Source organism: Paenarthrobacter sp. YIM B13468, from assembly GCF_042788025.1.
In the GTDB taxonomy this organism is placed as follows: domain Bacteria; phylum Actinomycetota; class Actinomycetes; order Actinomycetales; family Micrococcaceae; genus Arthrobacter; species Arthrobacter aromaticivorans.
Genome location: NZ_JBHZPI010000002.1, coordinates 226,918 through 246,409, shown reverse-complemented (window position 1 = coordinate 246,409; position 19,492 = coordinate 226,918). Strand labels below are relative to the sequence as shown.

The window sequence follows — 19,492 nt, the reverse complement described above, 5'->3', positions numbered from 1 at the left end:
GCTACGCAGCCACCGACACCGTAGTAACGGGCATGGAGGAATCCGGCGCGAACGCTATTCCGCTGGGCCCGATTCCGGCCATGATCAGTTGAGCACCAAGGGCTGCCACCATGGCACCGTTGTCCGTGCAGAGATCCAGCGGCGGCACGTGCAGCTTGATGCCCGCAGACACGCACCGTTGACCGGTCAATTCACGCAGCCGCGAGTTGGCGGCAACGCCTCCACCAAGGAGCACGTCAGTAATCCCGTGCTCCTTGCAGGCCAGGACCGCCTTTGAACTGATGACGTCCACCACGGCTTCCTGGAATGCCGCGGCGATATCAGCTATAGGTACTTCCTCACCGCGGGCTTCGAATTGCTCCACGCATCTGGCCACCGCGGTTTTCAGGCCGCTGAAGGACCAGTCGTAGCGGTGCGGTCCCTTTTCCTCCGCGGTGCCCATGTATTTGGGCTGCGTGAGGCCGCGCGGAAAGCGGATGGACTTGGGATTGCCCTGGCGTGCGAGTTTGTCGATGGCTGGACCACCCGGGTAGCCAAGGCCCAGAATCCGGGCAACTTTGTCGTAGGCTTCACCGGCGGCGTCATCGATGGTGGACCCCAGGAGTTCCACGTCATCTGTGATGCTGCGGATACGCAGGATCTCCGTGTGCCCACCGGAAACCAGAAGTGCACCGAGATTCTGTGGCAACTGGCCGGCACCGAGGTTCTGCGGCAACTGGCCGGCGGCAGCACCGGCGTCGGGCTTTGAATCCAGCAGCCCCACGCCAACATGCGCTACGAGGTGATTGATCGCGTAGAGCGGCTTGCCCGTAGCGACGGACAGTGCCTTCGCGGCGCAGACTCCAACCATTAGGGCGCCCGCCAGGCCGGGGCCGGAGGTGACAGCAATGGCATCGACGTCCTCCAGGGTCACTCCCGCCTCATGCAGCGCTTCCTGGAGCGTGGGGACAAAGGCATCCAGATGGGCGCGCGAAGCGATCTCGGGGATGACGCCGCCAAAGCGCACGTGCTCGTCCATGGAGGAAGACACCGTGTTGGTCAGCAGCGTTGTACCGCGCACGATTCCGACGCCGGTTTCGTCGCAGGACGATTCGATGCCCAGCACCAAAGGCTGCTTCGGCTGTTCGGGATAAGGGCCGCTCACGCGTTGGCTCCTTCTGTGGAATGTGGCTCGGTGAGGGGCAGGCGCATGATCAACGCGTCCGTCCCATCCCGGTAGTACCGGGGACGGACGTGGATCTGTTCGAATCCGAAGCGAAGATACAACTGCTGTGCACGGGGGTTGTCCGCGCGCACCTCCAGGAGGACGTCCGCCGCGCGACGCCGCCGGGCCTCTTCAATCAGTTCGGTCAGGATGGCCGAACCAATGCCTTTGCCTTCAAATTCGGGAACGACGGCGATCGTCTGGACGTCCGCGATCGGCTCGATGCACATCAAGCCGGCGTATGCCACGATCTGGCCCTCAACCTCGGCCACCACATAGCGGCGTGTTTCGGGCTGGGACAACTCGTCGAAGAACATCTGCAAGGGCCAGGCATCCACGGGGAACAGTCGACGTTCCAAGGCTTCCACGGCCGGGACGTCAGCCTCGGTCATGTCCCGCAGCGAAACTCCTGCGAGCTCAAGTTTGGGTGAAAGTTTCATCGTTCCCCTTTCATCACAGGGCACGCTTCCTGGGACCCGGTACCTGGGCGTCCGATTCGCGCAGGTACAAGGGCGTGGAATCCAAGAGCTCCTGCCCTGCCGTCAACCGAGCAAGCGCCACCTGGCCAAGGGAGGCCGCGTCCGGTTGGGTCTCGGCAAAGTCATCGTCGGCACGGAGGACGTTGGCGTACAGGCCAGCGCCGGCTCCGAACACTGGAAGGTCTGGCAAGTCCGAGGCGAAACCCACATGCGGTCCGTCGATGAGCTGGGGAAGCTGGCCCTCCTCCAGGACGTACCGTGCCCAGTAGACCTCTTTGCGCCGGGCGTCAGTGGCCACCAGGAATTCGGAAACAGCGGCAGTGGACTCCGCTACTTCAAGGGCAATCGCATCAAGGCTCATCAGGCCATAGAGCGGTTTGTTCCAGACGAAAGCCAGGGTGCGTGCGGTTGCAATACCCGAACGCAGCCCGGTAAAGGGTCCGGGGCCCACGCCCGTGACGATCACATCGATATCCGCGCCGGTAACGCCGGCTCCAGCCAGGAGCTTCTCGATGCCGGGTGCAAGGACTTCGGCATGGCTTCGTGTGTCCTCAGTGGAGAAGGAATCCACCACGCCTTCCATGGCAACATCCGAAATGAGCGCAGCGCTGGCGACTGCGGAGGTGTCGATGGCCAGGATGAGCATTAGTGGCCTCCCTCGGAGATCGTGTTTTCAAGAAGCTTCGGTGCCTCGGCCCAGCGTGGGCCAAAACCGCGGAAAACGATGGTGCGGGGTTCGTCGTCGTCATCAGTGTCAAAGTCCAGGACCGTGCCGCTGTCGGCGACATCGGCGGCCGGCACAGCGCCTCCGCTACCCACAGACCGGTGAAGATCCACTTCCAGGCGGCTGTCCGAGAGGTGCTCCACCCGGTCCCTCCCCCACTCCACCACGGTTACGGACGTGTCCATGGTGTTCTCAAGATCAATGTCATCGATCTCAGCAGCTGATTCCAGCCTGTAGGCGTCGACGTGGACCAGGTCCGGGCCACCGGGACGCGGGCCCTCCTGAAGATTGGGATGAATCCGAACCAGCACGAACGTAGGAGAGATGATCCCGGCACGTACGCCCAAGCCCTCGCCCAGCCCCTGCGTGAACGTCGTTTTACCCGCGCCCAACTCTCCGGTCAGGACAAGGAGGTCCCCCGCCTCAAGTACCCCGCCGAGTGCTGCGCCGAGCGCGTGGGTTTGTTCCGCCGTCGTGACCTTCAGCCTGCGTTCCCATACCGGTTGGCTTGGTTCGTTCAGTGGCTCATTCACAGCGTCGCCGTTTCCGACGCTGCCCGGGTCCCTTGGTGTACCTCAGGCTTTGCCGCAGCCTCGTTGACCGCCGGAGCCTCGTTGATGTAGCTGCGGGGCACCCGCGGGCTAATGCGGGTGACGATCTCATAGTTGATGGTTCCCGCTGCGGCCGCCCAGTCATCCGCGGTGGGGCCGCCATCGGCGCCGTCGCCGAACATGACGGCTTCGCTGCCCTTGAGTCCGGCCGTTTCTTCAGGGGTGAGCGGTCCAAGATCAATCACCATCTGGTCCATCGCGATCTGGCCCACCACAGGGTAGGTGACGCCGTTGACGCGAACTGGACCGCCCGTGGCAACGCGCGGGACGCCATCGGCATAGCCCAAGGGAACCAGGCCAAGCGTGCTCTCCTGGCTGGTGTGGTACTTCAGGCCGTAGGAAACGCCTTGCCCCTCCGGAACCTTTTTGCAGTTGGAGAGGAGCGTGCGGACGGTCATGGCGGCGTGTAGGCCAAGTTCGGCGGAGGTAACCCCTTCGAAGGGCGACAAGCCGTAGATGCCGAGCCCGACGCGGATGAGGTCGAAGTGCGAATCCGGCCGGGACAGGGCTGCGGGAGTGTTGGCGATGTGCCTGACCTCGGTATCGACGCCTGCATCCTCAGCGATGGCGAGTGCCTCACGGAAAACCGCCAATTGTTGATCCGTTTCGGGCCGGTGCGGCTCGTCGGCCACGGCAAGGTGGGAGAAAATGCCAACGACGCGAAGCAGGCCTTCGTCCTGGTATTCCATGGCCTGCCCCACCAACTGGTCCCAGTCGGCGATCGTGCAGCCATTGCGGCCCAGCCCGGTATCCACCTTCAGATGGACACGAGCGGGGCGCTCCTGTTCGCGGGCAGCCGCCATCACGGCATCCAGCTCCCAACCGGAAATCCCGACGTCGATGCCCGCGGCAACTGCGGCTTGGAAGTTGCTCTCACGGGTGTGCAGCCAGGCCAACAAGGGTGCCTCAATGCCAGCGGCACGCAAGGCGAGCGCCTCAGAAATATGGGCGACTCCGAGCCAGGCCGCTCCGGCGTCGAGCGCTGCACGTGCAACCTGAACCACGCCATGGCCATACGCGTCAGCCTTCACCACAGCCATCACGGAGGCCGGGGAGGCGATCGCGACAAACTGACGAACGTTGTGCCGCACGGCCTCAAGATCGATCACGGCGGAACGCTCGAGCACCGCTGACTTTGCTATGGAGGTCTTGGACCCGATCCCGATATCTGCAGCTGCTTCGTAAGTCACCCTAGAGATTCTAGTGGTGCCGGGGAACGGGGGTTCAATTCCCCCCGCTCCTACTGGGCATCGGACAAGTGCGCGATCGTGGCGCGGGCGCGTCGTTGGGCTTCGGCGGGGATGTCCTTCACGATCGGCTCAAGGAAAGCGAAACGCCGCAACCACTGGCTCGATTGGCGTTCCTTGCGGGCGTTGGCACGCTGCCACCAGTCCGCGATGTCGCCCCAGCCAGGGGCGGCGAGGGACCCGCCCACCTGTTGTACGGCCAGCGAGGCACAGAGGTTCGCGAACCGCAGGCGGTCCCCCAATCTCCATCCCGCCAGGCACCCCACAATGAAGGCCGCCCCGAAACAATCGCCGGCGCCGGTCGGATCGTATGCAGACACGGGCAGCGATGGCACCCATTCCTCTTCACCCGTCTCCGAGTCCACGGCCATGGCGCCCTGCGCGCCCAACGTCACCACAGCCACTGGAACGCGATCTGCCAAGGAATAGAGCGCCGCCCACGGATCGGTCTTGCCCGTGAACGCCATGGCCTCCGGCGCGTTGGGCAGGAAAGCATAAAAGTGTTCCAGCTGGTCCAACCTGCGTTGTGACCACTCTCCGCTGGGGTCCCAGCCCACCACGCCGAAAAGCTTCGTTCCCGCGGTCTTCGCCGCCAGCATCCACGGTTCCAACTCCTCGCCCAGGTCCGCGACGGCCGCGAGCGCCTTGGGTGGTTGCCCGATCAGGTCCGAGGCCTTGATCGGCGCCGGGTGCCCGTGGGTGACCATGGATCGATCCTGGTTCACGCACATGGACACCGTTACCGGCGAGTGCCAGCCAGGGACGCGACGCGACAGGGACAAGTCCACATGCTCCTGGCTTTCAAGGATCTGCCAGTTGTAATCCCCGTAACCGTCGTCGCCAAAGGCCGCCGCCAAGTTGGTCCTCAGGCCAAGCCGTGCCGCGGCGATCGCTTGGTTGGCAACCCCGCCCGGGCAGCTGCCCATGCCTTCGCTCCACACCTCAGTGCCGGGCTCGGGAGAGTGCGGGAGTCCGGTGAAAATGATGTCCTGGAAGACCGTTCCTGCCAGGAGAAGGTCGCATTGGCCGTCGCCCTCCGTACGCACGGCGGCAAGGGGATCAAAACGTCGCTGGGGCATTGCGTCCATGCACGGCACACTACGCTGCGCCTTCCGGGCTGCATAGACTCGGATCATGCGGCTCATGATCGCCGGTGGCGGCGGATTCCGGGTACCCCTTGTGTACCGTGCGTTATGCACGGGTCCGTTCGCGGGACTGGTGCGCGAGGTGGTGCTCTACGACGTCGATCCCGCACGGCTCGCCGCCATCCAGGCAGTCCTCCGCGACATGCCGGCTCCGGAAGGCTCCCGGCCCGCCGTCGTGATTTCCACGGACCTGGGGCAGGCTCTCACCGGCACCGATATGGTCTTTGCGGCGATCCGCCCCGGCGGCACCGAAGGCCGGATCGCCGACGAACGCGTTGCCTTGGACCTCGGCTTGCTGGGCCAGGAAACCACGGGCGCGGGCGGCATCTCCTATGCCCTCCGCTCCATTCCGCACATGCTGGAACTCGCCGAGGGAATGCGGCACTATTGCCCGGATGCGTGGCTCATCAACTTCACCAACCCCGCCGGGATGGTGACCGAGGCGCTTGTGCCGGTGCTGGGACGAAAGGTCATTGGCATCTGCGATTCCGCCGGCGGCTTGGTCCAACGCGCTGCCCGGGCCGCCGGTTCGCCCCTTCACGAAGGAACGCTCGACGGCGTGGGCTACTTCGGGTTGAATCACCTCGGCTGGCTTTACAAGCTGGCGCCCGGTGGCCGGGACCTCCTGCCGGAGCTGTTATCGGATCGTAGGGCGCTCGAAACCATGGAAGAAGGGCGCTTGTTCGGCCAGCACACTCTGGACAAACTCGGTTGCCTGCCCAATGAATACCTTTACTACTACTACCAAACTGACCAAGCGATCGAAGCCATCCTGAAGCAACGCGAAACGCGTGGGGCGTCCATCCACCATCAACAAAGCTCGCTCTACCCTTCCCTTTTGGAATCCTCGAACGCCTACGCCATGTGGGATGCGGCCCGGCGCTCCCGTGAGGAAGGGTACTTGGCCGAGGCCCGGACGCACGGGGAGCACCGCGACGAGGAAGACCTCGCCGGGGGTGGGTATGAGCGTGTGGCGTTGTCCGTGATGCGGGCCCTATCCGGTGGTGGGACGGCGCAGTTGATCCTCAATGTGCCCAATTCACCCGTCGCCAACTCTTCGGCAAATGCGGCGGAAGTCGCCGTGCCCGGGCTCCCGGGGGACGCCGTCGTCGAAGTTCCCTGCGAGGTGACTCCCGACGGCGCCCTGCCGCTTGCGCAGGAACGGCCCGGAGGCCAGTTCCTCACCTTGATGCAACACGTCAAGGAGGTGGAGCGGCTGGTGGTCCAGGCGGTTCGGGACTGCGACCGGGACGCTGCGCTGCAGGCTTTTGCCGCCCACCCGCTGGTAGGCTCTGCGTCGCTGGGCGCTGAACTCCTTGACGGCTACGAGGCAGCCTTCCCGGAACTGCGGGGACTATGGAAGTGATTTCCCTGTGTATCTAGAGCTTCCGGTACATCACGTGCAGGCCGACGTATCCAATTTCAGGGTGGTTGAACGCCTCGGGAACCGTGGCCAGGATGCGGAAACCCATGGATTGCCACAACCACACCGCCCGGACGTTGCTCTCCACCACAGCATTAAACTGCATGGCGCGGAATCCTGCTGTATTGGCTTCCTTTAAGGAGTAGGCACACAGTGCCCGTGCAATTCCCTGGCCCGAATGCTTGGAGCTCACCATATACCCCGCGTTCGCCACGTGGCTGCCACCACCAGCCTGGTTCGCATGGAACTCGCCAGTGCCCAGGACTTCTCCGCCCGGATGCGGCCCGTCCGCGGTACGCACTGCAACGAAGGTTTGGCCGGGCGCTTCCTTCATCCACTTGGCACGGGCAGCTTCCTCTGTGGTGTCGCGGTCCCAGGTGAAGGTCTCCCCCTCGCGGAGGACGGGCTCCATGAGGGACCAGATGCCGGGCCAGTCATCGGGTGTGGCGGGGCGGATATCGAAAAGGGTTTCTTGGCTCACAGCGCACACGCTAGCAGCCTTGTCCACATAGCCGGGATCGGCACCATGTAGAGCTGGGCTTCAGGAGTAGTGTTTTCTGCAGGGCGAAAGTGGTTTGGCCCCGCAAGTCAGCTTCATATGAAGGAGGAAAGTGTGCCGCTGATCCGCCGCGTGGCATTCCTTTCACTGCACACCTCCCCCATGGAGCAGCCAGGGGCCGGGGACGCGGGTGGGATGAACGTCTACGTCCGTGCGTTGGCCATGGCGCTGGCCGAGTCTGGGGTGGAGGTAGAGATCTTCACCCGTTCCACCAAAGCCGGCCAAGCCGCCGTCGAGCACCCAGGACCCGGCGTGTGCGTCCACAACGTGATGGCCGGACCCCGGCGGAAAGTCCCCAAGGAAGAATTGCCTGCCCTCCTCCACCAGATGGTGGAGGAGATCGATCGGATCCGGCAGCAGCAACCCCACGGCCGTTACGACGCCATCCATTCGCATTACTGGGTGTCCGGCGTTGCGGGGCTGGAATTGGCTGAGCTCTGGGGTGTTCCGCTGGTCCACACCATGCACACCATGGCCAAGGTCAAGAATCTTGTTCTCGAGTCCGGCGAGCGCCCCGAACCCCGGCGTCGGGAGGAAGGCGAGCAGCGGATTGTTGATGGGGCTGCCCGCCTCATCGCCAATACTCCAGCCGAGGCAGAAGAGCTCGTCTCCCACTACGGCGCCGATATCGACAAGATCGACGTCGCACCTCCTGGCGTGGACCTCAAAGTCTTCACACCATCCTTCCGTCGCAAGTCGCGCGCCCAGCGGGACGTCAGGCCGGACAGCTTCCACATTCTGTTCGCAGGCCGGATCCAACGGCTTAAGGGTCCCCAGGTCTTCGTCAAAGCAGCTGGTCTGCTGCGCAAGCGCAGGCCGGACATCGATCTGGAAATGACCATTCTGGGCTCGCTGAGCGGCGCCAAGGACTTCAACCTGCAGCACATCATCGAGGAGGCCGGGCTGGCCGACGTCGTCACGCATCGCCCGCCGGTTGTAGCGCCCGAGCTCGCCAGCTGGTTCCGCTCCGCCGACGTCGTGGTGATGCCCTCGTTCAGCGAGTCCTTCGGACTTGTGGCCTTGGAAGCACAAGCGTGCGGTACCCCTGTGGTGGCCACCAACGTGGGTGGGCTCTCACGCGCCATTTCCGATGGCCGGACGGGCATCCTCGTGGATGGTCACGATCCTTCCGACTGGGCTGATGCCCTCGAGGATTTGTACGACGACGTACAGACACGCGAGGACATGGGCCGTTTGGCCGCGACCCACGCCGAATCCTTCGGCTGGCAGCGTACTGCTGCGATCACCTTGGAAAGCTATCGCGAATCTGTTGGCGGCCTGTTGGTCCCTCGGCCATAAACCTCACGCGATTACTGCCTGGCGACTGATAGATTGTCGCGCACAGCGTAGGCAGGGCGCCGAGCGTCAGCCCACACAGCATAAGCACTAAGCCGAAGGACAACGATGTCTGAAAACAAGGGCCTGAGCGACCTTGAGATAGCCCATAACGCCACCATCCTGCCCATCGAAGAGATTGCGGTACGTGCGGGCATCAACGTGGACGCACTGGAACTATATGGGCCTTACAAAGCCAAGATCAATCCGGCCAAGCTTGTGCTCCCAGTGGGCAAGCAGCCCGGCAAGGTAGTCCTCGTTTCAGCCATGTCCCCTACCCCTGCGGGCGAAGGCAAATCGACAACCACTGTAGGCCTTGCCGATTCCCTCGCACGCGCCGGCCACAAAGTGATGATCGCGCTCCGCGAACCGTCACTTGGGCCGATCCTTGGCATGAAGGGAGGAGCAACCGGAGGCGGCTACTCCCAGGTCCTGCCCATGGACGATATCAACCTCCACTTCACCGGCGACTTCCACGCCGTCACCTCGGCCAACAACGCACTCATGGCACTCGTGGACAACCACATCTTCCAAGGCAACCACCTCGGAATCGACCCCCGCCGCATGACGTTCAAGCGGGTCATCGACATGAACGACCGCTCCTTACGGGAAATCATTATCGGCCTCGGCGGTCCTGCCCAGGGCGTTCCCCGGCAAGATGGCTTTGACATCACAGTGGCCTCCGAAATCATGGCCGTATTCTGCCTGGCCGCGGACCTGAACGACCTCCGTACGCGCTTGGGCCGGATCACCTTTGGCTACACCTTCGACCGCCAACCGGTAACTGTTGCGGATCTTGGTGTGGAAGGTGCCCTGACATTGCTCTTGAAGGACGCCATCAAACCAAACCTTGTCCAGACCATCGCCGGGACGCCCGCGCTGGTCCACGGTGGCCCCTTCGCCAACATTGCCCACGGGTGTAACTCGATCATCGCAACGCGGACGGCCCAGGAACTTGCCGACATCGTGGTCACCGAGGCCGGATTCGGCGCGGACCTGGGGGCCGAAAAGTACATGGACATCAAGTCGCGCATCGCTGACGTGGCGCCGTCCGCCGTCGTTGTAGTGGCAACGATCCGTGCGCTCAAGATGCAAGGCGGAGTTCCAAAGGACAAACTCAGCGAACCCAACGTGGACGCCATAGCGGCTGGGGTGGAAAACCTCAAACGGCATGTTGGGAATGTCGCCAAGTTCGGCATTTCACCGGTGGTCGCCATCAACAAGTTCGCCACCGACACCGACGAAGAACTTCAGTGGCTGCTGAAGTGGTGCGCCGCGGAAGGCGTGGAAGCCGCCGTCGCCGATGTCTGGGGCCATGGCGGCGGAGGCGATGGTGGCGATGAGCTCGCGTCCAAGGTGGCAGCGGCGGTGCAAGGGCCGTCAAATTTCCACCACTTGTACCCTCTGGAACTTTCTGTGGAGGACAAGATCCGCACCATTGTGCAGGAGATCTACGGCGCCGACGGCGTTGAATTTTCGGTCCCGGCACAGAAGCGGCTTGTGGACATCCAAAAGAATGGGTGGGGCGGGCTCCCCGTCTGCATGGCCAAGACGCAATACTCATTCACCGACGACGCGTCCAAGCTCGGTGCGCCAAAGGGATTCAGGGTACACGTACGCGAACTCATTCCAAAAACGGGTGCGGGCTTCATTGTCGCCCTGACCGGAGCCGTCATGACCATGCCCGGCCTGCCCAAGGAACCGGCCGCCATGCGCATGGACGTCGGCCCAGACGGCAACCCCACCGGCCTCTTCTAACCCTCTTAAAGCAACGCGGGGTCAGTTACGGCCCATCCGATGGTCAATCATCGGCCGTAAGTGACCCCGCGTTGCTTGTGCTGTTGCGGTTTAGCGCTCGATGTCGCCGCGGATGAAGGCTTCTACGTTTTCGCGGGCGATATCGTCGTTGAACTGCTCCGGCGGGGACTTCATGAAGTAGCTGGAGGCAGAGAGCAACGGGCCGCCGATGCCGCGGTCCAGGCCAATCTTGGCGGCGCGGATGGCATCGATGATCACACCAGCAGAGTTCGGGGAATCCCATACTTCGAGCTTGTATTCGAGGGACACGGGAGCATCACCGAAGTTGCGGCCCTCGAGGCGGACGAAGGCCCACTTGCGGTCGTCAAGCCAGGCAACGTAATCGGACGGCCCGATGTGGACGTCGTCAGCGTGAAGCTCTGCCTCAACGTTGGAGGTGACGGCCTGGGTCTTGGAGATCTTCTTGGACTCAAGGCGATCGCGCTCAAGCATGTTCTTGAAGTCCATGTTGCCGCCAACGTTCAGCTGGTATGTGCGGTCCAAGGTGACGCCGCGGTCTTCGAACAGCTTGGCCATCACGCGGTGGGTGATGGTGGCACCGATCTGGCTCTTGATGTCGTCGCCCACGATCGGAACGCCCGCTGCAGTGAACTTGTCAGCCCACTCCTTGGTCCCGGCAATGAAGACGGGGAGAGCATTGACGAAGGCCACGCCGGCGTCGATGGCGCACTGGGCATAGAACTTGGCAGCCTGCTCGGAACCAACGGGCAGGTAGCAAACCATGACGTCTACCTTGGCCTCGCGGAGGGCAGCCACGATGTCGACGTCCTCCTCGGGAGCTTCGACGATGGTCTCGCGGTAGTACTTGCCCAAGCCATCAAGGGTGTGGCCACGCTGAACGGTGACCCCGGTAGCAGGGACGTCGGCGATCTTGATGGTGTTGTTTTCGCTGGCGCCGATGGCGTCGGCAAGGTCCAGTCCAACCTTCTTGCTATCAACATCGAAAGCAGCAACGAACTGGACGTCGTTGACGTGGTACTGGCCGAACTCGACGTGCATCAGACCCGGAATCGTGGCCTTGGGGTCAGCGTCGCGATAGTACTGAACACCTTGGACCAGCGATGCGGCGCAGTTTCCTACGCCGACAATGGCAACACGAATCGGATGTGAAGACACGGAACTCCTTTGAGAACTAAACCTCAGGTGCCAGGCGCGACCCTGACTGAGTTCAGAGCACGACTGATTGGCACGGCGCCATTCGGCGCACACTTGCATTGTAGCCAACACAGAAGGGGCCGCCTTTGTTCCCGGCAGGCACCTTCCCTAATGTGTCAGTTCTGCAAGCTACTCCTGAGCCCACAAGTTGATGTCTGATTCAACTGCGAACTCGTCGATCGCCGTCAGCTCATCCGTGGTGAACTTGAGGTTGTTGATGGCACTCAGCGTGTCTTCAAGCTGCGCAACGCTGGAGGCCCCAACAAGCGCGGATGTTACGGCAGAGCCCTTTGGCTGATCACGGAGAATCCATGCAATAGCCATCTGCGCGAGGGTCTGTCCACGGCCCTCGGCGATGGCGTTGAGTCCCCGAACGCGGTCCAGCTTGTCCTCCGTCAATGCGGATTCGGAGAGGAACCGTTCCTTGGCGGCCCGCGAGTCAGCCGGCACACCATTGAGGTAGCGGTTGGTCAGCATCCCCTGGGCAAGAGGCGAGAAGGCGATGGAGCCGGCGCCCACCTGGTCCAGTGCCTCGTAGAGGTTCGGCGAACCATTCTCGGTCCACCGGTTCAGCATGGAGTAGCTGGGCTGGTGGATCAGCAGAGGCGTGCCGAGTTCCTTCAGTATCCGCGCCGCCTCGAGTGTCTGCTCAGGGGTGTAGGAGGAGATACCTGCGTACAAGGCTTTGCCGGACCGAACCGCGTAATCCAGCGCCCCCATGGTTTCCTCCAACGGCGTCTCGGGGTCCGGACGGTGGCTGTAGAAGATATCCACGTAATCCAAGCCCATACGCTGCAGGGACTGGTCGAGGCTGGAGATCAGGTACTTGCGGGATCCCCATTCACCATAGGGGCCCGGCCACATGTAGTAGCCGGCCTTGGTGGAGATGACGAGCTCGTCACGGTACGGCTTGAAGTCTTCCTTCAGGTGACGCCCGAAGTTCGTTTCTGCCGACCCATCCGGCGGGCCGTAGTTGTTGGCGAGGTCGAAGTGGTTGACGCCCAGATCGAAGGCACGGCGCAGGATGGCGCGCTGTTCCTCGAAACGCTTGTCGTCGCCGAAGTTGTGCCAAAGGCCCAGCGAGATAGCGGGGAGCTTGAGACCACTGCGTCCGACGCGGCGGTAGGGCATGGTTTCGTAGCGGTTTTCCGCAGCCGGATAAGTCATACGTACTATCCTGCCACTGCATAGATCACGGTGTTCGGGCTGTCCGCAATGTGGGCGCCGTCACCCTCGTCACTGCTCGCCTTACTGGACACGCACGACGGCGGCACTCCCACCGGCCAAGGCCAGCGAACCGTCGCCGAGGGCTACTCCGGTGTCGGTTGCCAACAGCAGGGATCCACCCATAGGCGAATCCAACGGCTCGTCCCCAAAGTTGCACACCACGCGGATGGCGCCACGGGTCAACTCCAGCCAGTGCTCGTCGTCGTCGAACTCCACCTTGGTCTCGCCAAAACCCCCGTTCACCAGCTCAGGCGTATTCCGGCGCAGCTGTGCTAAATCCCGATACAGCTGCAGCAGGCGGGCGTGGTCCCCGGTGTTGGGCTCGCTCCAGTCCAGCTTTGAGCGCTTGAAAGTTTCCGGGTCCTGGGGGTCCGGCACAACGGCAGGGTCCCAGCCCATCCGTTCAAATTCCTTGATCCGGCCCTTCGCTGTGGCCTCCCCCAATTCCGGCTCGGGATGGGAGGTGAAGAACTGCCACGGCGTGGAAGCCCCAAATTCCTCGCCCATGAAAAGCATGGGTGTAAATGGGGATGTCATGGTCAGCACTGCGCCGATCGCCAACCGACCAAATGACAGTGATGCAGTAAGTCGGTCACCGGTGGCGCGGTTGCCGATTTGGTCGTGGTTCTGCAGGCAAACGACCAACGCGGAAGGATGCGCGAGGTCGTGCCGGATCGGCCTGCCGTGGTGACGTCCCCGGAAGCTTGAATAGCTGCCATCGTGGAGGAAGCCGTGCTCAAGGACCTTGGCGAGGACAGCGAGGGACTCGAAGTCGGCGTAGTACCCGGTGGTTTCACCGCTAAGGTTCACGTGCAGGGCGTGGTGGAAGTCGTCGCTCCATTGGCCTTCCAAGCCATAACCGTTGTCCTTGCGGGGATAGATCAGGCGCGGATTGTTCAGGTCCGATTCTGCGATGAGCGTCCGCGGAATGCCGGTTTCGGCTTCGATCTGGTCTCCCAGCCCGCCAAAGTCCTCAAGGATGTGCACGGCACGTTCGTCGCGCAGTGCGTGCACGGCGTCCAGCCTGAGCCCGTCTACGTGATAGTCCCGGAGCCACATCGCCGCATTCTCCAGAATGTAACGACGTACCTCATCGGACCCCGGACCATCGAGGTTTACCGAATCTCCCCAGGTGTTCCCCTCCCCCGATTTCAGGTACGGGCCAAATTTGGGAAGGTAATTGCCGCTGGGTCCAAGATGGTTGTGGACCACGTCCTGGATGACCCCCAAGCCAGCGGCGTGGGCAGCGTCGACGAACCGTTGGTAGGCCTCCGGGCCACCATAGGGCTCGTGGACGGCGTACCAAAGCACGCCGTCGTAACCCCAGTTGTGAACTCCGTTGAATGCATTGACCGGAAGCAGTTCAATGAAGTCGACGCCCAGATCCACCAAGTAGTCCAATTTCCCGGCGGCTGCGTCAAGCGTCCCCTCGGGCGTGAACGTGCCCAGGTGGAGCTCATAGATCACGGAACCCTTGAGGCTGCGCCCCTTCCACTCGCCGTCCCCCCACTCGTAGGCGGAAGGATCGAAGGTGGCCGACAGTCCATGTACCCCGTCCGGCTGTCGCCGTGAGCGTGGATCGGGAAACGGCCCCTCCCCATCCACGAGGTAGCCGTACGCCACGGCGTCGCCTTCCTTGCCAGTGACCTCGGCGGACGCGCGCCACCAACCCGTAGCGCCGCCGTCGTGAATTTGTTCCATCGCGTGCTCGCTACCTCCGGCCAGCAGCTTCACTGATCCGGCGTTGGGCGCCCAGACGTCGTAACGGTTTCTTCCAGCAGCGTGCTCCAGCATCGTGTCCCCTGTGCTTGTTTTAGCTTGCGTTGCAGTGGCGGTGTTGGCGGGTGTTCGTGTTTCAGCGGATCAGTCAGTGGGCACCAGCAGGGCCACCGGGTAATGCTCCAGCAGCGTAGCGACCGCCACAGAACCGGCGTCATACGTGGTCCCGGTCAGTTCGTCGTGGCAGTTCACCGGCAAGTCGATGGCCGTATCCCGCCAACCGCCTTCCCGCGCGAGGCGCTTGGGCAGCCGCGTGCCAACGGTGATCGCACCGGGCGCATCCAGACCGCGGCTGAACGCAATCACGTGTTCAGCTGCCGCGCCGCTCGCATGCACGGGCTGGTAGCCGGCAAACAGTTCGGGCCGGTCCCGACGCAACCTGAGCGCCCTGGAGACCACCAGCAGTTTGGCGGCCTCCTCTGTGAACGCGGGCCGCGCACCAGTATCGAGTTCTGCGAGCGCGGCGATTCGGGCTTGAAAATCCACTGGTCGCCGGTTGTCGGGGTCGGTCAACGAACCGTCCCGGAACTCTGTGCCCTGATAGACATCCGGGACGCCCGGCATGGTTAGTTGAATGATCTTGGCTGAGAGCGAGTTGGAGGTCCCGTAAGGTTCCAGTTCCTCGACGAAATTCTCCAAGGCGGCAGCAACTTCGGGTACATCAAAAACGGCGTCGACGGCGGCAGCCAAGTGACGCTCGAAGTCCAGGTTGGGGTCGGTCCAGTTGGTCGAATTTCCCGCTTCGCGGGCGGCCTTGAGCGCATACGATTGGAGGCGCCCACGATCGGCCGGCCAAGCGCCTGCAATTGACTGCCAAACAAGGGCTGCCAGAGGACCGTCCGGGATGGGCGCCAGCTCCTGGACAGTGCCGAGGAAGAGTTCCCATTCGGGGACAGATTCGGAAATCACCGAAATCCTGGCCCGGGCATCCTCGCTGCGCTTGGTGTCGTGGGTGCTCAGCGTGGTCATGGAGAGCGGGATTTCTGCCTGACGACGCGTCATGCGCTCGTGGAACCCATCAGGGGAAAGCGCAAACTCAGTGGGATCAGCGCCCACTTCGGTGAGCGTCCCCAAGCGTGTGTAGCGGAAGAATGCGGTGTCCTCCACACCCTTGGCCATCACCATGCCGGAGGTCTGTTGGAAACGGCGGGCGAGTTCCCCCGTGGTATCGACCAGGAGTGGGAGCAGTCCTTCCAGCACGTTCCCGAGCTCGGGCCGGTGCTGCCCTGCGCGTTCTACGGCTGCTTCCAGAATTTCCTGACCGTGCGGAAGGTAGGTCCTGTAGACGGGGAACCAGCAAATAATCTCGGCCAGGGCGTCGGCTACCGCGGTGCGCGGCAAAGCTGGTGATTCGGGAACAAGACGGGACAACCGCAGGATCTCAGACCTCAGGATGCCGTCAGCGATGCGCCGTTTGGTCCCATGGATCATTGCCTCGTAGTCAGCCGGCTCGGGTGCATCCCGCAGCCGGGCGTCGAGGGAGTCCAGGTATTCCTCGGCTGCTGGGTCCACGAACAGACGGTCAACATCCGCCAGTGCGTCGTATCCTGTGGTGCCTTCGCAATCGAAGGTTTCCGGCAGTTTCTCTCCCGGTTCCAGGATCTTCTCCACCAAGAGGTACGCCCCGCCCGTCTCCTTGCGAAGCCTTGCCAGGTATCCTGCGGGATCCGCAAGCCCATCGGGGTGATCGATCCTGAGCCCGTCAACCAGCTCTTCGCGGAACCATCGCACGATTTCCTCGTGCGCCTCATCGAAGACCCACGGAACCTCGACGCGGACGCCGGCCAGGGTATTCACAGCGAAGAAGCGGCGGTAGTTCAGTTCGGCGTCCGCGCGGCGCCAGCCCACCAATTCATAGTGCTGCCGCGAATGAACGTCCTGCGGGCTGTCTCCATCGCTGAAGCTGCCCTCGGCCAACGGGAAACGGTGATCGTAGTAGTGCAGTTCGCCGTCCACCACAGTGAGCTGCGCAAGGTCGTCATCGCCGCCGAGCACGGGGATGCGGATCTTTCCGCCGCCAAAGTCCCAGTCGACGTCGAACGCTTCGGCGTACTTGGACGAGCGACCCTCCTTCAGGAGCTGCCACCACCAGGCATTCTGTCCTGGCGAGGCTACACCCATATGGTTGGGGACGATGTCCGCCAGGATGCCAAGTCCCTTCGAGCGGGCGGCTTTGGACAACGCTGCGAGGCCCCCGGCTCCGCCCCGGGCAGGATCCACGGACGAAGGATCCGTGACGTCATAGCCGTGGTCTGAGCCTTCCTCCGCCGTGAGGATCGGCGAAACGTAGATCCAATCGACCCCAAGGTTGTGCAGGTACCCGGTGAGTTCCGCAGCGTCCTGAAGCGTAAAGCTTTGGCGGATTTGCAGCCTGTACGTTGAAACGGGGGTCCTCACGAGTCCGCCTTCTTCGAACTACGGCGCTTCCTTGCGGGTTTAGATTTCCCAGCGGGCGGATCTCCACCGTCGGAAGCCGCACCCTCTGCAGCTCCATCGCCTTGCGACGCACCCGGTTCAACCTCCGGCGCTGAATCATTTGGCACGGAGTCAGCAGGTGCCGAAGTAACGGCAGGAGCCGTCAGCGAAGCCGTTTCGGGGGTGCTGGTCTGAGTGAGCGCAGCAAGGGAGGCGGCCACTGAATGGTCCGGCTCAGTCTCTGGCGCGCTGTGGGCGCGAAGGACCACCAGCGACTTCGCAGCGATCATCAGGATCTGATCCGCCTTCACGACGTCCGAATCTGCACCTTCACCGCCGGTGTCGATCATGACGTCCCACGCAGGGGCATATTCGTCTGACGGCACGCGGAACCCAACTTCGTCCTCGTCCGCATTGAAGTACAGCAGGAAATTGACGTCTGTGATCCGGCGACCTTGGGTGTCGCGTCCGTGAATGCCGTCACCGTTCAAGAACACTCCAACAGAACGGCCCAGCGCGGTGTCCCAGTCCGACGGCGTCATGGTGCTGGCGTCGGCATCCAACCACACGATGTCCGGAAGCCTCTCGCCCTCGCCCCGCAGCACGGGCCTGCCGTCGAAGAAGCGGCTTCGGCGCAGGCTGGGGTGCTTCGCCCGCAGGGCGCTGACGGCGGCCGTGAACTCCACCAAGGGCTGGTCTACGCTGTCCCAATTAATCCAGGTCAGCTCCGAGTCTTGGCAATACCCGTTGTTGTTGCCCTGTTGCGTCCGGCCAAGTTCGTCACCATGCAAGAGCATGGGAACACCCTGTGACAGGAAGAGCGAGGCGATGAAGTTCCGTTGCTGGCGGGCCCTAAGGCCAAGAACCTTGGGGTCGTCGGTGGGACCTTCAACGCCACAGTTCCATGAGCGGTTGTGCGATTCGCCGTCGTTATTGCCCTCGCCGTTGGCCTCGTTGTGTTTCTCGTTGTAGGACACGAGGTCCGCCAAGGTGAAGCCGTCGTGCGCGGTGACGAAGTTAATGGAAGCCACGGGTCGGCGTCCCGAGTGTTCGTAGAGGTCGGCCGAGCCTGTCAGGCGCGATGCAAATTCACCCAGGGTGGATGGTTCGCCGCGCCAGAAGTCCCGGACAGTGTCCCGGTATTGGCCGTTCCATTCTGTCCATTGCGGTGGGAAGTTGCCCACCTGATACCCACCGGGTCCAACATCCCACGGCTCAGCGATCAGCTTCACCTGCGAGACCACAGGGTCCTGCTGAATGAGTTCGAAGAAGGTTGACAGCTTGTCCACGTCATAGAACTCACGGGCCAGCGTGGACGCGAGATCGAAACGGAAACCGTCGACGTGCATCTCCGTCACCCAATAGCGGAGCGAATCCATGAGCAGCTGCAGCGAATGCGGACTACGGACGTTCAGCGAGTTGCCCGTGCCGGTGTAGTCCATGTAGTACTTCTGGTCGTTCTCCACCAAGCGGTAGTAGGCCGAGTTGTCGATGCCCTTGAAGGACAACGTGGGCCCCAGGTGGTTGCCCTCAGCCGTGTGGTTGTAAACGACGTCCAGGATGACCTCGATCCCGGCGTTGTGCAGGGAACGGACCATGGCTTTGAAGTCCTGGACCTGTTGGCCGGTATCGCCCTTGGAGCTGTAGCTGTTGTGCGGCGCGAAGAAGCCGATGGTGTTGTAGCCCCAGTAGTTGTTCAGCCCCTTGTCCTGGAGGATGCCGTCATTGACGAACTGGTGCACCGGCATGAGCTCGATGGCGGTGATGCCAAGCTTCTGCAGGTGCGAGATAACTGCGGGATGGGCGACGCCGGCATAAGTGCCGCGCTGTTCCTCGGGAACCTCGGGGTGGAGTTGGGTGAGCCCTTTGACGTGGGCTTCATAGATGACCGACTTGTGATACGGAATCTTCAGTAATTTGTCGCCGTCCCAGTCGAAGAACGGGTTAATGACGACGCCGAGCATCATGTGCGGTGCGGAGTCGGCGTCATTCCGGGAGTCCGGATCCCCCATGTTGTACGAGAACAGTGCCGGGTCCCAGTCAATCTGCCGGTGGATGGCCTTGGCATAGGGGTCCAGCAACAGCTTGTTGGGATTGAACCGTTGGCCGGCATCGGGGTTGTACGGCCCGTGCACGCGATAGCCATACTTCTGTCCGGGTTGGACTTGCGGCAGGTAGCAGTGCCACACATAGCCGTCCACCTCGGTGACTTCTACGCGGACTTCCTCGCCGTCGTCGTCGAAGAGGCACAGTTCCACTCCCTCGGCCTTCTCGCTGAACAGCGCGAAGTTGGTGCCGGTCCCGTCAAAGGTGGCTCCAAGCGGATAGGCCGATCCAGGCCAGACTTCCATGCGTTCTCCTCTGGTGATGC

15 protein-coding genes are annotated in these 19,492 nt (G+C 62.6%); 3 read left to right on the top strand and 12 right to left on the bottom strand.

From position 1 onward, the window contains the following. Position 1: 1 nt before the first annotated feature. From tsaD to ACFX4T_RS03160, 6 genes are read right to left on the bottom strand one after another with little or no spacing between them, the layout of a single operon-like run. A complete protein-coding gene (gene tsaD, locus ACFX4T_RS03185; protein WP_377650754.1) occupies positions 2 to 1,144 on the bottom strand; it encodes a tRNA (adenosine(37)-N6)-threonylcarbamoyltransferase complex transferase subunit TsaD in 1,143 nt (380 codons plus the stop codon). Further along, the gene (gene rimI / locus ACFX4T_RS03180) at positions 1,141 to 1,644 is read right to left on the bottom strand and encodes a ribosomal protein S18-alanine N-acetyltransferase (RefSeq protein WP_216925129.1); all 504 of its coding nucleotides are present in this window, start codon (positions 1,642 to 1,644) and stop codon (positions 1,141 to 1,143) included. Before rimI ends, tsaD begins: the two co-directional genes overlap by 4 nt. A gap of 13 nt (positions 1,645 to 1,657) precedes the next feature. Continuing rightward, positions 1,658 to 2,329 carry a tRNA (adenosine(37)-N6)-threonylcarbamoyltransferase complex dimerization subunit type 1 TsaB gene (tsaB, locus tag ACFX4T_RS03175; protein WP_377650753.1) on the bottom strand — a complete coding sequence of 224 codons (672 nt, stop codon included), beginning with the start codon at positions 2,327 to 2,329 and terminating at the stop codon, positions 1,658 to 1,660. Then, the gene (gene tsaE / locus ACFX4T_RS03170) at positions 2,329 to 2,940 is read right to left on the bottom strand and encodes a tRNA (adenosine(37)-N6)-threonylcarbamoyltransferase complex ATPase subunit type 1 TsaE (protein WP_377650752.1); all 612 of its coding nucleotides are present in this window, start codon (positions 2,938 to 2,940) and stop codon (positions 2,329 to 2,331) included. Before tsaE ends, tsaB begins: the two co-directional genes overlap by 1 nt. After that, complete coding sequence (alr, locus tag ACFX4T_RS03165; RefSeq protein WP_377650751.1) at positions 2,937 to 4,208, bottom strand: alanine racemase; 1,272 nt, start codon at positions 4,206 to 4,208, stop codon at positions 2,937 to 2,939. The genes tsaE and alr overlap by 4 nt, the downstream gene beginning before the upstream one ends. Positions 4,209 to 4,258: 50 nt before the next feature. Further along, the gene (locus tag ACFX4T_RS03160) at positions 4,259 to 5,353 is read right to left on the bottom strand and encodes a carbohydrate kinase family protein (protein ID WP_223946531.1); all 1,095 of its coding nucleotides are present in this window, start codon (positions 5,351 to 5,353) and stop codon (positions 4,259 to 4,261) included. A 46-nt stretch (positions 5,354 to 5,399) separates the two neighbouring features. Here ACFX4T_RS03160 and ACFX4T_RS03155 point away from each other — a divergent pair, with 46 nt between their 5' ends. Next, positions 5,400 to 6,776: a 6-phospho-beta-glucosidase gene (locus ACFX4T_RS03155; protein WP_377650750.1), complete on the top strand. Its 1,377-nt coding sequence runs from the start codon at positions 5,400 to 5,402 to the stop codon at positions 6,774 to 6,776. Positions 6,777 to 6,789: 13 nt separating this feature from the next. Here ACFX4T_RS03155 and ACFX4T_RS03150 read toward each other — a convergent pair whose 3' ends face one another. Beyond that, positions 6,790 to 7,323 carry a GNAT family N-acetyltransferase gene (locus ACFX4T_RS03150; RefSeq protein WP_377650749.1) on the bottom strand — a complete coding sequence of 178 codons (534 nt, stop codon included), beginning with the start codon at positions 7,321 to 7,323 and terminating at the stop codon, positions 6,790 to 6,792. Between the two features lie 123 nt (positions 7,324 to 7,446). Here ACFX4T_RS03150 and mshA point away from each other — a divergent pair, with 123 nt between their 5' ends. Together mshA and ACFX4T_RS03140 are read left to right on the top strand one after the other, a co-directional pair. Next, positions 7,447 to 8,691 carry a D-inositol-3-phosphate glycosyltransferase gene (mshA, locus tag ACFX4T_RS03145; protein ID WP_216925123.1) on the top strand — a complete coding sequence of 415 codons (1,245 nt, stop codon included), beginning with the start codon at positions 7,447 to 7,449 and terminating at the stop codon, positions 8,689 to 8,691. A 105-nt stretch (positions 8,692 to 8,796) separates the two neighbouring features. Beyond that, positions 8,797 to 10,485 carry a formate--tetrahydrofolate ligase gene (locus tag ACFX4T_RS03140; RefSeq protein WP_377650748.1) on the top strand — a complete coding sequence of 563 codons (1,689 nt, stop codon included), beginning with the start codon at positions 8,797 to 8,799 and terminating at the stop codon, positions 10,483 to 10,485. Between the two features lie 90 nt (positions 10,486 to 10,575). On the opposite strand, the gene ACFX4T_RS03135 is transcribed toward ACFX4T_RS03140, so the two are convergent. The 5 genes from ACFX4T_RS03135 to glgX all read right to left on the bottom strand — a co-directional run bounded on the left by ACFX4T_RS03135 (position 10,576) and on the right by glgX (position 19,472). Next, positions 10,576 to 11,661 (bottom strand): inositol-3-phosphate synthase, encoded by a 1,086-nt coding sequence (locus ACFX4T_RS03135; RefSeq protein WP_216925121.1) that lies wholly within the window; start codon positions 11,659 to 11,661, stop codon positions 10,576 to 10,578. 168 nt (positions 11,662 to 11,829) lie between these two features. Next, the gene (gene mgrA, locus ACFX4T_RS03130; protein ID WP_377650747.1) at positions 11,830 to 12,867 is read right to left on the bottom strand and encodes an L-glyceraldehyde 3-phosphate reductase; all 1,038 of its coding nucleotides are present in this window, start codon (positions 12,865 to 12,867) and stop codon (positions 11,830 to 11,832) included. Between the two features lie 81 nt (positions 12,868 to 12,948). Further along, positions 12,949 to 14,721: a malto-oligosyltrehalose trehalohydrolase gene (gene treZ, locus ACFX4T_RS03125; protein WP_377650746.1), complete on the bottom strand. Its 1,773-nt coding sequence runs from the start codon at positions 14,719 to 14,721 to the stop codon at positions 12,949 to 12,951. A 69-nt stretch (positions 14,722 to 14,790) separates the two neighbouring features. Next, positions 14,791 to 17,103, bottom strand: a complete 2,313-nt coding sequence (gene treY / locus ACFX4T_RS03120; RefSeq protein ID WP_377650745.1) for a malto-oligosyltrehalose synthase — start codon at positions 17,101 to 17,103, stop codon at positions 14,791 to 14,793. Further along, the gene (glgX, locus tag ACFX4T_RS03115) at positions 17,100 to 19,472 is read right to left on the bottom strand and encodes a glycogen debranching protein GlgX (RefSeq protein WP_216925117.1); all 2,373 of its coding nucleotides are present in this window, start codon (positions 19,470 to 19,472) and stop codon (positions 17,100 to 17,102) included. The genes treY and glgX overlap by 4 nt, the downstream gene beginning before the upstream one ends. Positions 19,473 to 19,492 lie beyond the last annotated feature (20 nt).

What these genes read in the sequence shown, in the direction of transcription:
- rimI (WP_216925129.1), bottom strand. Translation starts at nt 1,644, where the DNA reads ATGAAACTTTCACCCAAACTTGAGCTCGCAGGAGTTTCGCTGCGGGAC.
- tsaB (WP_377650753.1), bottom strand. Translation starts at nt 2,329, where the DNA reads ATGCTCATCCTGGCCATCGACACCTCCGCAGTCGCCAGCGCTGCGCTC.
- ACFX4T_RS03160 (WP_223946531.1), bottom strand. Translation starts at nt 5,353, where the DNA reads ATGGACGCAATGCCCCAGCGACGTTTTGATCCCCTTGCCGCCGTGCGT.
- ACFX4T_RS03155 (WP_377650750.1), top strand. Translation starts at nt 5,400, where the DNA reads ATGCGGCTCATGATCGCCGGTGGCGGCGGATTCCGGGTACCCCTTGTG.
- ACFX4T_RS03140 (WP_377650748.1), top strand. Translation starts at nt 8,797, where the DNA reads ATGTCTGAAAACAAGGGCCTGAGCGACCTTGAGATAGCCCATAACGCC.
- mgrA (WP_377650747.1), bottom strand. Translation starts at nt 12,867, where the DNA reads ATGACTTATCCGGCTGCGGAAAACCGCTACGAAACCATGCCCTACCGC.
- treZ (WP_377650746.1), bottom strand. Translation starts at nt 14,721, where the DNA reads ATGCTGGAGCACGCTGCTGGAAGAAACCGTTACGACGTCTGGGCGCCC.
- glgX (WP_216925117.1), bottom strand. Translation starts at nt 19,472, where the DNA reads ATGGAAGTCTGGCCTGGATCGGCCTATCCGCTTGGAGCCACCTTTGAC.